Annotated in this window: 16 protein-coding genes and 1 pseudogene; all 17 read left to right on the forward strand. The window is 53.0% G+C overall.

The genetic code is table 11. The features are described from left to right. Window positions 1–811, forward strand: an 811-nt coding sequence (locus VKV18_RS10825; RefSeq protein WP_324204220.1) for an NAD-dependent epimerase/dehydratase family protein, incomplete at its 5' end; no start/stop codon positions are given. A 1-nt stretch (window position 812) separates the two neighbouring features. Further along, on the forward strand, window positions 813–1778 hold the full coding sequence (locus VKV18_RS10830; protein ID WP_324204221.1) for a glycosyltransferase family 2 protein: 966 nt from the start codon (window positions 813–815) through the stop codon (window positions 1776–1778). Then, on the forward strand, window positions 1775–3103 hold the full coding sequence (locus tag VKV18_RS10835; protein WP_324204222.1) for a hypothetical protein: 1329 nt from the start codon (window positions 1775–1777) through the stop codon (window positions 3101–3103). Before VKV18_RS10830 ends, VKV18_RS10835 begins: the two co-directional genes overlap by 4 nt. 14 nt (window positions 3104–3117) lie before the next feature. Next, window positions 3118–4191, forward strand: coding sequence for a glycosyltransferase family 2 protein (locus tag VKV18_RS10840; RefSeq protein ID WP_324204223.1), 1074 nt, complete (start codon window positions 3118–3120; stop codon window positions 4189–4191). 2 nt (window positions 4192–4193) lie between these two features. Continuing rightward, on the forward strand, window positions 4194–5330 hold the full coding sequence (locus VKV18_RS10845; RefSeq protein ID WP_324204224.1) for a glycosyltransferase family 1 protein: 1137 nt from the start codon (window positions 4194–4196) through the stop codon (window positions 5328–5330). Window positions 5331–5333: 3 nt separating this feature from the next. Next, the gene (locus VKV18_RS10850; RefSeq protein WP_324204225.1) at window positions 5334–6575 is read left to right on the forward strand and encodes a glycosyltransferase family 4 protein; all 1242 of its coding nucleotides are present in this window, start codon (window positions 5334–5336) and stop codon (window positions 6573–6575) included. Window positions 6576–6708: 133 nt separating this feature from the next. Beyond that, the gene (locus VKV18_RS10855; RefSeq protein WP_324204226.1) at window positions 6709–8079 is read left to right on the forward strand and encodes a S41 family peptidase; all 1371 of its coding nucleotides are present in this window, start codon (window positions 6709–6711) and stop codon (window positions 8077–8079) included. 35 nt (window positions 8080–8114) lie between these two features. Then, window positions 8115–9533: a S41 family peptidase gene (locus VKV18_RS10860; protein ID WP_324204227.1), complete on the forward strand. Its 1419-nt coding sequence runs from the start codon at window positions 8115–8117 to the stop codon at window positions 9531–9533. A 3-nt stretch (window positions 9534–9536) separates the two neighbouring features. Beyond that, entirely contained in the window at window positions 9537–9755 is a 219-nt protein-coding gene (locus VKV18_RS10865) for a hypothetical protein (RefSeq protein WP_324204228.1), read from the forward strand. A 12-nt stretch (window positions 9756–9767) separates the two neighbouring features. Further along, window positions 9768–10112 (forward strand): annotated as a pseudogene (locus VKV18_RS10870) (peroxiredoxin family protein); the annotation flags it as partial. 297 nt (window positions 10113–10409) lie between these two features. Beyond that, window positions 10410–10718, forward strand: coding sequence for a hypothetical protein (locus VKV18_RS10875; RefSeq protein WP_324204229.1), 309 nt, complete (start codon window positions 10410–10412; stop codon window positions 10716–10718). A 284-nt stretch (window positions 10719–11002) separates the two neighbouring features. Further along, window positions 11003–11926 (forward strand): hypothetical protein, encoded by a 924-nt coding sequence (locus VKV18_RS10880; protein WP_324204230.1) that lies wholly within the window; start codon window positions 11003–11005, stop codon window positions 11924–11926. Between the two features lie 418 nt (window positions 11927–12344). Further along, window positions 12345–13259, forward strand: a complete 915-nt coding sequence (locus VKV18_RS10885) for a class I fructose-bisphosphate aldolase (protein WP_324204231.1) — start codon at window positions 12345–12347, stop codon at window positions 13257–13259. Window positions 13260–13403: 144 nt separating this feature from the next. Beyond that, window positions 13404–13970: an RNA polymerase sigma factor gene (locus VKV18_RS10890; RefSeq protein WP_324204232.1), complete on the forward strand. Its 567-nt coding sequence runs from the start codon at window positions 13404–13406 to the stop codon at window positions 13968–13970. 23 nt (window positions 13971–13993) lie between these two features. Then, on the forward strand, window positions 13994–14794 hold the full coding sequence (locus tag VKV18_RS10895) for a zf-HC2 domain-containing protein (protein ID WP_324204233.1): 801 nt from the start codon (window positions 13994–13996) through the stop codon (window positions 14792–14794). A gap of 28 nt (window positions 14795–14822) precedes the next feature. After that, entirely contained in the window at window positions 14823–16172 is a 1350-nt protein-coding gene (locus tag VKV18_RS10900; RefSeq protein ID WP_324204234.1) for a S1C family serine protease, read from the forward strand. Between the two features lie 11 nt (window positions 16173–16183). After that, window positions 16184–17050, forward strand: coding sequence for a dienelactone hydrolase family protein (locus VKV18_RS10905; RefSeq protein ID WP_324204235.1), 867 nt, complete (start codon window positions 16184–16186; stop codon window positions 17048–17050). Window positions 17051–17099: the final 49 nt, after the last annotated feature.

The following is a 17099-nucleotide window of genomic DNA, read 5'->3' on the forward strand; positions in this document are numbered from 1 at the left end:
GGACTATTTGATGAACGCTAGAGACAGTCGCATTCAACGCATTGTGGTAGCCTCCTCACGCGCGGTCTATGGAGAGGGAAAGTATTTCTGTGAAACTCACGGTGTCGTTTATCCGAAAGAGCGCCTCGTCGAAGACATGGATGCAGGGAACTTTGAGCCGCGTTGCCCACGTTGCCCCTCATTCTGTCGTCCCCTACCTACCGATGAGGGTGCCCCTTATCAACCGACTTCCTTCTACGGCTTAACCAAACAGATACAGGAACAGATGATCTTACTTTTTGCAAAAGCACGAGGTATCGCAGCCTATGCCTTGCGCTTTCAGAATGTCTACGGCCCTGGACAATCGCTTAGCAACCCCTATACCGGGGTACTCGCCGTATTTGCAGGGCAGGCACGGCGGGGAAAACCGATCTACGTGTTTGAGGATGGAGAAGAAAGCCGTGACTTTGTATACGTTCAGGATGTCGTTGAGGCCACTGTAAAAGCACTAAAAACTCCCCAAGAGGGGGTCTATACGGTGAATATCGGCAGTGGCCAACCAACCACCTTGCGCGAGGTGGCGGAACGCATCAATCACTTTTTCGGCAATCGGTCGCTCATCAAGATAACGGGTTCCTATCGTCTGGGAGACATCCGCCACAATATTGCAGACCTTAGAAGAGCCAAAGAGCTTCTCGATTACGAACCACGATGGGCGTTTCCCATGGGACTACAAAACTTTTTACGATGGGCTGAAACCCACCACGAAGAGGCACAAGGCTATGAGGAATCGCTCCAACAGATGCGTCAGCGCGGATTGATGCGAGGTTAGTATGAACCAACAGCCGGAAGCAACCGTCCAACAGATCAGAGAGCACCGATCGCCTCGCACCTTACCTGTTATAGGTATCGTGCTTGTAAACTACAACGGAGGCAGCTATTTACCTGCATGCCTGCAATCTCTCACAGCTGTCGTCTATCCCTCGGTAAAGATTGTGCTTGTTGATAATGCCTCTACCGATGGATCTGCCGACTGGGTTGCCGCAAACTATCCCGATATTCATCTCATACGCCTCCCTGAAAACACCGGCATCACCGGTGGGAACGAGGCCGGCATTATGTGGTGTCTTGAGCAGCAGTGCGATTATGTGCTATTACTAAATAACGACACAGAAGTAGATTCGCACTTTCTCACCCATCTTGTGGAGGCTGCGGAGCCGGATACCATTATAGTTCCGAAAATTCTCTATTATGATGACCCTAAACGCATCAACAACCATTTTGGCGACTTTGATTATTGGCGAGGCGTGCACCGCGACTTCTTTTACAACCGTCTAGACAATGAGCGTACATCGCAGATCGTCTACGGAAAGATGACAAGCACCTGCGCCGCTCTCTTTCCGAGGGCCCTTTTAGAACGGGTCGGTACATACGATGCAGCCTACTTTATCTATTGCGACGATACCGACCTAATTACCCGAGCTGTATCCTTAGGGGCCAAGGTGAAATTTGTGCCTCAAGCAGTTGTCTACCACAAGGAAAGCAGCACGAGCGGAGGCAAAATGTCCCCCCTTACCGTGTATTACTGCACACGCAACCGCCTCTATTTCATGCGCAAGCACCAGCATAATCCAGTAGCTCTTATTTTCTTTTTTATCTACTTCTTCATGACACGGCTCCTATGGGTAGCTTTGAGGCTTATCAAGGGCGAGAGAAGGCAGATACGTGCGATGATCAACGGAGTTGTGGACTTTCTTAGAGGGCGTATGGGGAAGGCTTTAGAGGAGCGTTACCGATGATACTGCTCTATATGCTCAATCTCCTCCTTTGGCTAGGGCTTCTGATTCTTCCTCCTCTCTACTTCACCTTCTATTTTCGCTTAAATCGCATTAATCTTCTAACAATCTATGCATTCTTCACAATTCCTCCACAAATTGTCACTACGCTTACCGGACCGCTCTTTCTACTGAGGGGGGGACTCTTCAATCCCTACTTTCAGTATGCTTTGATTGTCCAGAACGTGCACGATAGTCTTACGTTTGCAGCTCTCATCTTTTTTGTTCATATTTTCTCCCACCAACGGATGCGTGACTTTTTAGAAAGTTGGCTTCATTTGGAGAATCATCCTGCACGTCCAGGGCGAATGCGTCTTGCAGCAGATATCTTTTATGGACTATTTTTAGTGTGTTTTGTCCTGTTAGCGCGTCATGATTATGGCGTTATCCCATGGATTCTCAACCCTCGAATGGGTTACCAGTTCCACCGCACAGGAGCAGGTGAGTGGTACGCCTTGTGCATTACTTTTTTAGCCTTAGCTACTGTTTTAGGCACCATCTATACCTCATCTCTAACAGCTTTTTTTACACGGTTGCCACTCTATCTATTCGGCGTCTATTTACTAGGGTCTAAGGGCTATATTATTAGCTATACTGCCTACTTGCTCTCTGTTTTGGCGATACGCCGATTTCGGTATTTAGGGGTGACATTTGTTCTATTGACATCGGTCTCGCTGCTGTTATTTGTTTATAACTTTACAAGTTCCATGCATGGCCTCAATCTTATGAAGATCGCCACCTATTCAGACTATTTTGTCAATGATGCCATGTACTATCAACGCTATCTCAACGGTCAAATTCCGCTCTATCACGGCGAAATCTTCTTTTCAAGCTTTTGGCGCATCGTTCCGCGGGCTCTGTATCCGAATAAACCCTATTCCTATGGAATCATTCTGATCGACGATATTTTCTACCCTGGCGAGGCGCAAAAAGGGTTCACTCCAGCCTTCGCCAGTGTGCCCTACTTTGCTGATTTTGGATGGATCGGCGTAGTCCTTTCAGGGCTTTTAAACCCGGCGACAGTGCTCATAGCGTTCCTGTATACCATCGTATTCCCGCGCATCAATACACTTAACCTACGCCAAGGTTACCAACATCCGCGCGTGCTGCTCTATGCCCTGCTCATCGTGGCGGCCCCTGCTTTTCTCGCCTTTTTCGATTTTCCCTTAGATGCGCTCTTCTTTGGCTTTATTGTGCTGGTCATTGAAATCATTTGCAAACTGAAAATTCTCTATGCGCACCACAGCCAACAGATACGGACGTCGAATTTGCGCACGACCTCAACGTGACGGAGAACCCTAAGGTGTCTACACATCCAAACAAACAATTAGGTATCTGCATTCCCGCCTATCACCGTCCTGATCAGTTAGAGCGCTGTTTGCTCTCTGTAATCGCAGCAGCCAAAGAGTTTTCTGTGCCCACCTTCGTTACAGATGATGCCGAAGACTTCGCCAATCGATCGGTTATAGAGAAGATAAAAAGGCACTACCCATTTCTTGTTTATTACAAAAATCCTCGCCGGCTAGGCTTAGAACACAACATTCTCAATGCTGCAACAAAATGCACCGCCGAATATTGCTGGCTCCTCGGTGAGGATGATCGAATGGAGCCAGAAGCTATTGCTACTGTGCTCCGTGCACTTCAAGAGGCCACCGAGCCGCCTCTGTTTTTGTTTGTCAACTATCGCTATGTTGATGCAAATATCTCACGAGTGTTGCGCGAAAGAGTCCTCCCAGTATGTAAAGACACATGTATAAGTTCTGATATATTTCTTCAGCGCTACAGTTGGGCAATGGGCTTTCTTGGGAGCTGTATTTTCCAACGCCAGCTTTTGACACAGGCGGATGCTAATGCCTATCTAGGTACACATTTTGTGCATGTGGGCTTCATTATGGAATCTATTGCAGGTAAAGCCGTCATTGTCATTGCAGAACCGCTAGTGCGTAATCGTGTAGGAGGCGCAGAGGTCTTTTCATGGAGCGAACATTGCTGGGATGTCTTTCACGGATGGGATGTCATGATAGATAGACTGGCTGCTCACTACCCGCCGGAGGTCTGTAACGAGGCGAAAAACGCTTTTCATCGTGCCATGGGCATAGGAACACTCCGCTTTCTATGCGCTCGACGGGCAGATGGACTTTATCACATTTCTTACCTCCGCCACTCTTCCCTCTTGCGCTCTCAGTGGCGCGGCAGCAAACGCTTGGGAGCTTTCCTTATCGCCCTTACCCCTCCTTTTGTTTTTAAATTGGCAAAGGGCTTCGTGGAACTTCAGCGGAAGTTTAGATGTCGTTCCATTGAGGATGTACCTCGCTTTCCAGAGAAAGACCCAGGCCGCGATCCTGCTTTTAACGAAATCGCACACAAAGAGGTGTAAAGATGCGTATCGGGCTTAATTTGCTCTATCTTATCCCTAACCATGTGGGCGGCACCCAAACTTACGCTGAAGACCTCATTCACGGTCTCTCCACTATTGACTCGGAGAATGAGTATGTGCTCTTCGTCAGTAAAGAGGCTCAAGCAGCGCCCTATACGCCAACACCGAATTTCCGCATGGTGGTCTGCCCCATCTGGGCTCAAAATCGAAAAGCACGTTACCTCTATGAGCAAATCCATTTCCCTAGACTTGTTAAGCAAGAGCAGATTTCCTTGCTTCATTCTTGCGGATATGTAGGCCCGCTCTTCACGCCATGTCCTCATATCGTAACAATTCACGATCTGAACTATCTTGCGTTTGGCGAACAGATGGAGCCACTGCGACGGCGCGCACTTGCCCTCCTTGTCCCACGTGTCGCGCGCCGTGCTACCAAAGTGCATGCTATCTCCGAATTTACAAAACAAGAGATCATAACTCATTTGAGAGTAGACAGTAGCAAAATATGCGTTATTCACCGCTCTTCACGTCCCAAACCTTCATGCTCCCCCGACAAGGTGCGCGAGGTGCTGTGTCATCTCCACATCCAGCAGCCTTATCTTCTCGCTTTTAGCAGCCTTAGCCCGCACAAAAACATTCCTTTTTTGGTGGAAGGTTTCGCAAAGCTTACCGAAACCTATCCTCATCAGTTGGTGCTTATAGGACATACTCCCCCAAATTCAGTGGTCGAACAAACGATCACTAAACTCGGATTGGGCGATCGGGTCATCTGTACCGGTTATGTGGATGAGCTAACCGTCGCCGCCCTCCTTCAGGCTGCACACGTGCTTGTTTTTCCTTCTCACTACGAGGGATTCGGGCTTCCCGCCCTCGAAGCACAGTGGGCCGGCGTGCCATTGGTCTGCTCCCACGCCGGTTCGCTTCCGGAAATCGCCGGCGAAGGCGCCATATATTTTGACCCCTGTTCTTACGACTCCCTCCTATCCGCCTTGCGTCAGGTGCTGAACAGTGAAACGCTCCAAGCCCAACTACGCCAAAAAGGGTATGCTAATGTCACCCGTTTCACTTGGGAGAAAGAGGCACAGAAGACCTTGAACCTCTATCAGACGATCTTACAAAGTAGCAAGGCTAACATGAGATAAGCTATGCGCATCCTTTTGCTCTCAACCTACTTCCGACCCGAAAGCGCCACCAATGCCATTCTTATGACGCTGCTGGGAGAGGAGCTGACACGTCAAGGCCATGAGGTGGTCGTAATTACCGGTATGCCCCATTACGACCAAAACCGCATCTGGCCAGCCTATCGAGGCAAACTGTGGGCACGAGAGCAGATAGGCTCCATGCGAGTACATCGCGTCTATCTCTATGTTCCTTCGAAAAAGACCCGTTTTTGGGGCCGCCTGCTGAACTACCTCTCTTTTAACCTCACCTCCGGCGTCGCGGGGCTGCTCATCGGGCGTTTCGATCTCATCCTTGCCCCCTCTCCTCCGCTCACCAACGGTATCACCGCATGGGCATTGAGCCGCATTAAGGGCGTACCGTTTATCTATAACGTTCAAGACATCTATCCCGACGTGGCGGTTCGCCTTGGCGTGTTGAAAAACAGAATGGTCATCCGTTTTTTTGAATGGATGGAACGCTTTGTCTACCAAAAAGCGGCTGCCGTCAGCGTTATTTCAGACTGTTTTAAGGCCAATCTGCTGCGCAAAGGGGTTCCCGAACAGAAAGTCGAGGTCATTCCTAACTTCATTGATGAGAGTTTTGTGCGTCCTCTGCCACGCCATAACGCTTTTCGTAAAGAGCACGGTTTGGAGGATAAGTTCGTGGCGCTTTTTGCCGGCAATGTCGGGCTTTCGCAGGGCTTAGAGACTTTGCTTGAGGCCGCACTCTGCCTTCAACACCTACCCGATCTCCGCATCCTGATTGTAGGAGATGGGGCCTCTAAAGAGGCGTTGGTAAACCGCGCCAAAACTATGGGGCTTCATAACGTGATATTTCTGCCCCTACAACCGTATGAACGTGTACCAGAACTCTACTCCGCTGCCGATGTAGGGCTGATCCCATTACGCAAAGGACTTACGGAGGATTCGGTTCCCAGCAAACTTTTTACCATCATGGGGGTTGGGCGACCCGTTATCGCCGGTGTTGACCCAGAAAGCGACACGCATCGCGTGATACAGAAGGCAGGCTGTGGGCTGTGCATCCCCCCAGAAGACGCCAAAGCGCTCACTTCTGCCTTGCAAGCGCTTTATGAAGATCGCTCTCTGGCCGACGAAATGGGGCGTGCCGGCAGAGACTACGTGGTGCAGCATTTCACCTGCCATGAGGTCGCCCGACGCTATGGGGCGCTTTTTGAAAGAGTGCAGTCCCAACGATCCGCCCTCTGAGAACTTCTATTCAAATGCCGGAGTATAATAAAAATATCCTAAAACAATGGAGCTACTTCTGCAGTCTAATCTCTTCGGAAGGGCAAAACAGATGCGGTCGCGCCCTTTGCCAAGGGTGTGAAGGGAGGCACGAGTGAAAAAGCTTTTGCGTCGTATCGGTGCGATTACGGGCTTAGCCGTGGTAACGGCAGGCGCTTTTTGGGTTGGGCGCCAAATGGCCTCGCATGCAGACACCTCTTTGTGGAACCTGCGACGGCTTATTGCGACAGACCGACGGCATCTTGCCGGCATCGAGCTTGCAGACGGGCGCTTCGCCTTACAAGATGTGAACGTTCCCCCCGCCGAGGTTTTTGAAAGTGTGCTCGAGCATGTGCGGCATGATTATGTGCGCAGCTATGGCACGGAGACCTCTTTGGGCGACGGTGCGCTCTCCGGCATGTTCGCCTCCCTCAACGATCCCAAAACGGACTTCCTAAAACCCTCTTTGGGGCAAGCACATACCGATGCCCTGCAGGGCCGGTTTTACGGCATTGGAGCGGTGCTGAACATCCTGCAAACCAAACAGAAGGATGTAGACTATCGCTACCTCACCGTCACCGATGTGATGCCTAATAGTCCCGCGCAAAAGGCCGGTTTGCAAGATGGCGACCGCATTACCCACATTGATGGGCACTGGATCATTGCCTACTCTATCCTCGCCGATGTGAACCGCATTCAAGATGAGACCGGCAAAAACGATGCCGCCAAACAGAAAGAGCTTGAGGATGTCGCCAATAAATTCAAAGATGGCTACTCCCTCTCTAAAGCAATGGAACTCCTAACTACCGGTACCGGCCAAACGCACCAGCTGACCATCGTGCGGCCTGGCGAGGCCACCCCCCTTACCAAAACCGTTACCACCGCACTGACCGTGGTGCCCCTCGTTTCCTACCGCTCTCTTGGGGATGGAATAGGCTATCTGCGCATCCAGCTCTTCAACAAAGAGAGTGAAAAGGCCTTCCAACAGGCACTGGCAAGCGCCGGCAACCTCAAGAGATTGATCGTTGACCTGCGTCAGAACCCAGGGGGAGTGGAGGCTATAAACGCCCCCGATCTTGACGGATGGCACGCAGCACAGACTCTCATTGGGGAACTGACCGGCGGCGGCAAAGCCGGGATTATAGAAAAACACCCCAACGACCGCTCGCCGGTGATGATAACGGCTTCCCAAAAGCTCCCCATCCAAAAGATTACCGTGCTTGTAGATGCCGGCACGGCCAATATCGCCGAGTTCGTGGCGGCAGCACTGCATGACCTCGCCCACGCTCAGATCGTGGGCGCCCACACCGATGGAGACGACGTGCTGCAGCTCTATGCCCCGCTTCCCGATGGGGCTGCCATGGAGATCGCCTCGGCGCACCTTTTAACGGCAACCGGTGTTGACCTAGGCCGTGGTCTAACTCCAGATATCTCTCTGACACCCAACCAAGTGGATACCGATGCGGCCATCCAACGTGCAGAATAGGCCGAAAGTAAAAGAGGTCGTGAAGGAAAAAACTTATGAAACGTGAGATCGTGGGTCCTCTGATCGTTAGTGTGGTTTTCCTGGCATTGTTGGCCGGTTTTGCCAGCAAAAGCCTTTCGCAGTCTGCCCTCCAGCCGGGGTTTCATCCGGTTCGCTTTCTTCAGAGCGATGATGTCACGCAAAACCCACAGAACGCAAAAAACTCGGCCGATGCTGAGGCCATGTATGCCGAAGGGCTATCGCTACTGCGCAAATATTACTACGGCAGCATAGGCGAAAACAAAACCCGCCAACTCACCTACGATGCTATCCGCGGTATGTTGCTGACGCTTCACGACCCCTTCACCAGCTTTCTCGATCCAGACGAATGGCTGCAGTTCCAAGAGACAACCACCCGAGGCGATTTTGAGGGCATCGGCACCATGCTCCGAGCCGACCCACCGCGCATCATTGTAGATGAGGTGATCGAAGGCGGCCCGGCCGAACACGTTGGCATGAAGGCAGGCGATGTCATCACCCGCGTTAACAACACCTCTGTGGTCGGCATGGACATCAACGACGTGGTAAAGCTGATCAAAGGGCCGGCCGGCACGAAAGTGCGCATCACGGTGGCGCGTGGAAATAAAACCATCGAATTTACCATCACCCGTGCGCGCGTAGAACCGCCCGTCGTTAAGTATTGGATGGAAGATCCAAAATACAAAATCGGCCACATCTATCTCTCCGAGTTCAATGAAAAGAGCCTGGAACAGCTTAACAAAGCCTTTTCGGCCCTCCAAGCGCAGGGCATGCGCGCCCTTGTTTTCGACCTGCGCTCCGACCCCGGTGGGTTGCTGGAAAAAGCCGTGGAGATCGCCTCTATCTTCATTCCGAAAAACAGCGTGCCCGCCCTCCACAACAACGTGGTGATCATCCATGAAGGGGACGGTCAGGAGCAGGGCCGCAAACTCGAAAACGTGGATACCCCCTACAAACATCGCGTGCCGCTCGTCGTTTTAGTGAACGATTCCAGCGCCTCCGCTTCCGAAATCGTCACCGGCGCCATTAAGGATTACGGAGCAGGAACTATCATCGGGCAGCGTACCTATGGGAAAGGCTGCGTGCAAACGCTTTTCCAACTCGATGACGGCTCCTGTCTCAGGCTTACCACCGCACTCTACTACCCCCCGAAGCATTACGACATTAACTATCAGCAGGACGAAAACCACAACCGTATTCCCGGTACCGGCGGCATCCTGCCCGACATCGAGGTGCTGCCGGAGCCGAACTGGCAAGGCCTTAACGATAAAGCCCATGACAAGCAGTTGCAGGCTGCCCTTACCTTCTTGCGCGACCGTCTTAACGGCATGAGCGTCGCACAGGCCACGGCGGCGGTAAAAGAGGCTTTCAGCCCGAAAACCACAGCGGAGGCGGCCAAATCGGCGACAACATCCTCGACCACAGGAGGGAAATAGAAAATGTGGAAGCCAATTAACCGTCCGTACCAGGTTGTCGGAGCCGTTTGCGCGGCAGCCGCCGCAATGGCGTTTGCGCTCGGCTCCTTAGCCCAACCGAAAGGCCCCTATAAACCCGGTGACGTTGTTCATTTTGCACTCCGCGATGCCACCGGAAAGTCCATAAGCCTTTCTCAGTTCAAAAACAAGATCATCGTCCTCGATTTTTACGGCTACTATTGAGGAACCTGCAATGAGGAGGCTCCTCATGTAGAAAAAGAGATTTGGCAGGCTTTCAAAAAGAGAGGTGTGCAGGTGTTCGGCATCGCCGTACCCGAAGGGGCTAACCCAACACGGGAGCAGCTGCTAAGCTTTAAGAAACGTCATGGACTCACCTATCCTCTCTTGGCCGATGATGATGGCAAAGTCGCAACAAGCTTCGGTGTACAGGGAATACCGGATATCCGCATTCTCGATAGGGAACATCGTTATGTTGGACAAGCGCAGGATGTGTCACAAGCCGTCCAAATGGTTCAGCAACTATTAACCCAAAAGGCCTCTACGAACAAACCCCAAAAATCTCGCACCTCCCCACACTAAGCAGATTCGGTATAAAACGTAGCGCTTGCCTCGAATAGATAGCCGCCTCCTCGCAAACCACGTGGAGGCGTTTTTGTTTGTTCCTCTCTATCAATCCAACTTTAAATTGCGATGCTATTAATTTTATGTGAAATATTTCACACTCATTTTGTGACAAAGTTCACACTTTGAATTGAAACACATGTGTTATCATGGTCGTATAGGTCTTTAAAAGACCCTGTGCAAGATATACATGCTAGGAGAGCGCTCCGGGCTAAGCCCTTCATAATCAAAGCGCCATTCGGAGGACATGCACACATGAAGAGTTTCTCTGTCGCGGCCTTGGCCGTATCTGTGCTGCTTTTGACGGCCACCTCGGTGGCTCTAGCTAAGCCTGTCTCCCTTCACAAAAACGGAGACTTCGAGACCGGCAAATTCACCGGCTGGAACATTGCCATCCAACCCAACCCGAACGCTACCTGCCACCAAAACAACTTCTACATCAGCACCCCTGAGGCCAATACCTCCGTCAACGCTTTCGCCACCGCCGCAACCCCAACGGAGGCCTCTTCTACACCATCTTCGACGACGCCTTCCCCAGCGCCGACGTGCAGTACGCTCGAGTAGACCTCCTGTTGAGTGGAGGCGCCTACCCGTTGTGTTGCGTTTGGGGAGGCGAACAACCAGAGTCCCATCAACATGGGGGTAGACAACGTGGAGGTGATGACCAATGTAGCCACACCGGGCGGGCAGTAGCCCGCCGGCGATAATATTAGGCAGGCTTTATGCACCAGACCGTAGGCGTCGCCACCAAAACGGGAAGTGGGTTTTCGCCGATGGTTTTGTGACAGCTTCAACTTACAGATGACATCAACAACCCATAAAAATAACTCTAAGGAGGCATGTGAAAAATGAACATGGAGAAACTAACAGAGCAGGTAGTTGCACTACAGGCTCGACTGGAGGCTCTTGAGCAAGAGCACCGCACCACCAAGTTACGGTTGGCCGACTCGGAGGCGCATCTGGCAGATACCGAATTTCTGCTGAAGAGCTCCCAACAGAAGGTCGCAACAGCTCTACGACGGATGAAGGTACAGGCGGGGCTAGGATTGTGTGCCCTCATAGGGGCTTTGTGGTTCACCCCCCTGCCTCAGGTGATGGCCAAAGGCTACGATACCCTGGCCCAACTTACCCAAGACGTGCAGACGCTGAAGACCAAGACGCAGTACATCACTGCCGATAACAACGGCATGATCATCCAAGACCCTGCCGGAGCCAAAGTAGACATCCACGGATTAGATGTAAAAGTCATCCATGCCAATCTGTGGGTACAAAACGGACTGGGAGCAACCAACGGCAACCCCAACGATCCCTACGGTATCAACGACTGGAAAGGAAATGGGTTGGGCAACCTGATCATCGGATACGATGAACCCCCTCCGCCGCCAGCGGTTATCCAAAGGCTAGTTCCTAAGGGCAAGGATGCGCCAAAAACAAGCCCACCGGCCAATTCAGGCGGTAAGCCCAGTCCTCAGTTCAGAATACCATTCCCACCCCATCCAGGCCCAATCCCAATCCCTGTCAACGGTCCATCTCACAACCTAATCATGGGCGTGGGAAATACGCGCACCTCCTTTGCAGGGATTGTAGTGGGGATGGACAATCAGATCACTGCCCCATTTGCCACGATAACCGGAGGCAGTAATAACACAGCTTCTGGTGTATTCTCCTCGGTGAGTGGTGGCGATGGCAACCATGAAAGCGCCGCTGATGGTTGGGCAGCTGGATTTCCCGTAGTCCTCAATGGCAATCCCGACTACTACCACGTCCCATAAGCGCTCTATGGATGGGCGGTAGAGGAGACGGATACCCTCCTCTGCCTCCCATTTTCCCCTTCTTTGCTTTAAGGGAATGATCCTAAAAGGCGATAACAACGATGACAGACAAAATGCGGTGTCCACACTCTTAGGCCAGTGCATCTAACTGTTGGAGCTTGCCGATTTTAATGCGCCGGACTTGATCCATGGGGGTGGTGTTCTACCCTATTTCAAACCATTGTGGATGGGCTAAAGCCCTTCTCTACCAACTCTCACACGTAAGTTCATCTCATTCACTCTATCCACTTCGGTCGGGCTACTTTTACGGTTTCCGTCGAAAAATGCCCTTTCTCTAGAAGGAAACATGCTGTTTTAAGACGTATTAACAGAAAGAAGCGATGGTGCATCTTTAGAAAGGAGCGAGTAGGAGAACAGGATGACGGAGCGTGTAAAAGAGATTTTGAGCTGGTACGGCAGCGATAATCCCGGTACCCTTACCAACCTAGCGCGGTTACTGAACCACGGGCGTTTGGCGGGAACGGGACGCCTGGTGATTTTGCCGGTAGATCAGGGCTTTGAGCACGGGCCTGCACGCAGTTTCGGCCCGAACCCACCGGCCTATGACCCACGCTACCATTTTGAGCTGGCCATCGAGGCCGGCTGCAACGCCTACGCCGCCCCTCTAGGCTTCCTCGAGGCCGGCGCCCGCGAGTATGCCGGCGAGATTCCGCTTATCCTCAAACTCAACGACCACGATGTGCTCTATGACGAAGAGGACCCCAATCAGGCTCTCACGGCAAGCGTGGCCGATGCGCTGCGGCTTGGGTGCGTGGCCATTGGGTTCACCATCTACCCCGGTTCGGCTCATCGGCTCGAGATGTACAGCCAAATCCGCGCCTGTGCCGAGGAGGCCAAACGTCATGGGCTTGCCGTGGTTATCTGGTCTTATCCGCGCGGCTCCGGGCTGAGCCAGCAAGGCCAGACCGCCATAGATGTGGTGGGCTATGCCGCTCATATCGCCGCACAGCTGGGTGCGCATATTATTAAGGTGAAATTGCCGACCGCCTACATCGAGCAGGAGGCGGCCCGAAAGGTCTACGAGGCGCAAAAAATCCCCATCGAGACGCTGGCCGATAGGGTACGTCATGTGGTGGAGTGTGCCTTCAAGGGGCGACGCATCGTCATCTTTTCCGGCGGCGCTTTTGAAACGGAGGAAAAACTCCTGGAGGAGATACGTGCCATTCGAGACGGAGGCGGTTTCGGCTCCATCATCGGACGAAATAGCTTCCAACGCCCCAAACCGGAAGCTATTCGGCTGCTCCATAAAATTATGGACATCTATGCAAGCTAGAGAAAAAGAGATTTTTTGTAAAAAGTCGGCACATCAAGATAACTTCGAGGGGCCTGCGTCGTCTATCTATTTTGAAAGGTGCTTCGAACTGCAGGCACGCGGCCTGCGATCTCAAGTGTGCCTGAGATGTTGGGAGGATGAAAAGTGAAATCTGGGCTATCAGAACAAGAGCTGGCGCAAAAATGCCGAGAAGGCAACATGGAGGCCTTTGAAGAGCTTTATGCCCGTTGCTCGCGTGCCGTCTATCGCTACGCCTACCGCATGCTCAACGATGCCGATGAGGCCGACGACGTGATGCAGGAAACCTTCGTGCGCGCCTTTCGCATGTTGCCTAACTTTCGTGGGGAGTGCAATCTGTTGACCTGGCTCATCAAGATCGCCAGTAACCTTTGCCGCGACCGCTATAAAACACGAATGCGACGACGCGAGGTTCCCTTCGATGACCAGCTCGCCAACCGGCCCGATAACTCCCTGCGAGGCCGCGACCCGGCCGACATCGTTGTGCAACAAGACCTCCAAGAGCGTGTGCGCCGTGTTTTGGCCGCTTTGCCGGCAGCCCATCGAGAGGTGATCGTTTTGCGCGATTTTGAGGAGCTGAGCTATCAAGAGATAGCCCAAATTCTCGATTGCTCTATATCCAGCATTAAACTCCGACTGTTTCGCGCTCGACGTGCCTTTAGGGAGAGGCTCGAATCGCTTTTGAAAGCCTAATGGAGATGGGAGAGGACAAAACCATGCGAGATTTTGAAAATTTGACCTGTCGTTACGCCCAACTGCTGTTGTGGGACTACCTTACAGGGCGCTTGCCTGAAGAGCGCATGGAGGATGTTGAGCGCCATCTGGCCGTGTGTGAAAGTTGTCGAGCCGAGCTTGATAGCATGAAAGAGACGCGCCGATGGCTCCAAGTCGCCCGCTCCGCCGAAGTGCCCGAACCGCGCTCGGGTTGGTATACACTGCGCGCACGCCTCGTGCAAGAAGAGCTGGTTCCGGCAACCTCCAAAAGGCACACGATACCCGTGGTCTTGCTCGCCTTGCTGTTCCTTTTACCGGGGTTTTTGGCCGGACGCCTTCTCTCGCGTGAACAGACCCAAAAACCTCCGGCGTTCGTTGGTACCTCTGTTCCCTCGCCCAACCTCACTTCGGAGCCAAGTCTTACCGCATCTCCTCAATCCGACACCGTTGCCAGTAGCCTGCTCGGATTAGACAACGCGACCACTTCTGCCGATGAGGACGATATGGCCACAGCGCCCCCCATGAAGAAGCATCAGGGCGCAAAAACCTCTGAGGAACATCATCCGCAAAAGCATAGCAGCACACGCAGGGATGTGGCGACATCGAAGGTCTCTAAACACCATGCGTCTGTCGTTCCCACTTCCAACGCCCCGGTGGTGGCAAATAATAAGTCGGGAGCCTCTACGGCAGCATCGAACCAGGTGGCTAAGGCACCCTCTGCTTCTCAAAATACAACCGCAGAAGCTCAGTTTGTTCTCACGGGCTTGCAACCCGACTCGCCAGATCGTCAAACCATCTACTAAACCTTTGAAAGCAGGTGCTCTTGCAACCATGCGCCGAAAACGTCTTGTGTTTGTTGTCTTGCCTATTGTGTTGGGGCTGGGAGGGGTGTTGCTACTGGAGCGAAGTTTTGCATCGCCACAGTCCCCTCCTCCTCAACAAGAGGCCTCTACCGACACGCATCTCCTGCAAGAGCTTTCTGTTGAGCTTGCTCAGCTCATATCGAAAACCCGCGTTTGCGTGGTGACCATCCACGGTTGGGCACGACCTTTTGGCGGCCCAGACAAACCTCCCTTCCCGCCTGCACAAGGCTTTTCCCCTACACCGGGCACCTTTCTGTTCTTCTCCCCCGGCCCTCCACCCCTTCCAAAAGGGCGCGATTTTAAACCGTCTAAGCCTTCCGTACAGGTCTACACTTATGCAAGCGATATGCCTCCAATAAGGCTTACGGGCAGCGGGTTCTTTATTCAAAAAGACCTGGTGGTGACTACGGCCGAAGTGGTGGGGTGCATGGCTCACCCCATCGTCATCACGGATGCCGGGAAATGGGTGCCGGCTGTTGGTATGAATGTGGACTACAAAAACAACGTGGCCGTACTTCGCCTTCCTAAAGATACCGACGTTCCTACCTTGGACTGGGGCGAGGATAGCGCCGCCCCACCCGGCAGTTTGGTGCTTGTGTTCGGCAACCAAGCCGGCTTCTCGCAAGTGCCCACTCTCGGTATGGTGACGGCCCATAACCTGTGGGCACGCTCTCCCGATGGCCGTTTCCACTACAACAATCTCCTTCAACTGCAAGGGGTAATAGGGCCAGGCGCCAGTGGCGCCCCGGTGATTGACGCCCACGCACACGTGATAGGTATGGTGGTGGGGGCACTTAACGGGCCTCCAAACGATCTCTTCCGCCCATTTCCCGAACCCGGCTCACCCCCAGAAGGCCCTATGGACCCTATGCTGGGCAAAATTACCACCATCGGATTTGCGCTGCCGGCAGATACCTTAAAAGCCGAGGTGGTCAAACTCGCCGTGGATATGCGTTCGCTGCCCCCTCTCGGCTGGTTTGGTTTTATCCCCGGTAAGGCAGACGAGCACGGCATACAGATTGACACCGTGTTTGTGGGCAGCCCGGCCGACGCCGCAGGGCTGCGCCCCGGCGACTGGATTACCGCCATAGATGGGCGACCGTTACGAGGGCGTTTTGAAATCCCCGCCCTTAGTGAAACGCTGCCCGTAGGGCAAAAACTGCAGATACGAGCCGAACGAGACGGCAAACCTTTCCTCACTACGCTGATCGTTCAGGCACGGCCGGACGATAAGCAGCTTCAGCAGATGCAACGCTTAAGCCTACCGCATGACGATAGGCCCAACAGAGAGCATCGAAGCGAGCGACATAAACCCTAAAGGAGCTTTCTATGACGCGACAGGGCGAACCGAAAGGCGGAGTCTCACGCCGAACGTTATTGGGAGGAACCGGTGCGATGGTCGTTGGAATGGCAGCGAAGGGTGCCGGCGCTCAGGATGCACCCGGTCAAGGGCTTCATGACCCGAACTTGATCAAACAAGAGATCGAGGTAGACGATAAAGCACGCAACGTGCATTTTCGGGGTCTCCTCGTGCAACCTAAGGGGGAGCAACAACGCGGTAGCGTCATCGTTATCCACGAGATTTTTGGCTTGACCGACCACATTCGCGATGTGGCCTGTCGCATCGCCTCTGCCGGCTATAACGCCTTAGCGCCCGATCTGTTTACACGGGAAGGCCCTCCGCCCTCCGGCTCCGGAGGCTTCGGCGCGCTTTTGGAATTCGTCAACAAAATCCCCGATCAACAGATTTTAAATGACCTTAAAGGCGCCGCGCGCTATCTGCGTCAGCTGCCTACCTCTAACCAGAAAGTAGGGGTTGTTGGTTTTTGTTGGGGCGGGCGCTTTGCCATGCTGCTGGCAGCCGAAGACCCAACCTTGAACGCGGTTGTGGCCTACTATGGGCGCATCTCCGGCACCCCTACCCCTAACCAGCCCCAATACCCCATTGATGTGGTTCCGAAGATGCAGGTTCCTCTTATGGGCCACTTCGGTGAAGAAGACCAGGCGATTCCTCCTTCAGAGGTGAAAAAGCTCCAAGAGGCCTTGGCTGCCGCGCATAAAACGGCTGAAATCTATGAATATCCAGGGGCCGGCCATGCCTTCAATAACGATACCCGAGAAACCTATCGGCCGGAAGCCGCCAAATTAGCCTTTCAAAGAACATTAGACTGGTTCGCCAAGTACCTCAAGGGCTGATTTCGCAGCCCCATGCCCTCTTGACAAAGAGGGCATGAAAACTATATAC

The organism is Chthonomonas sp. (genome assembly GCF_035294505.1).
Taxonomy (GTDB): Bacteria; Armatimonadota; Chthonomonadetes; order Chthonomonadales; family Chthonomonadaceae; genus Chthonomonas.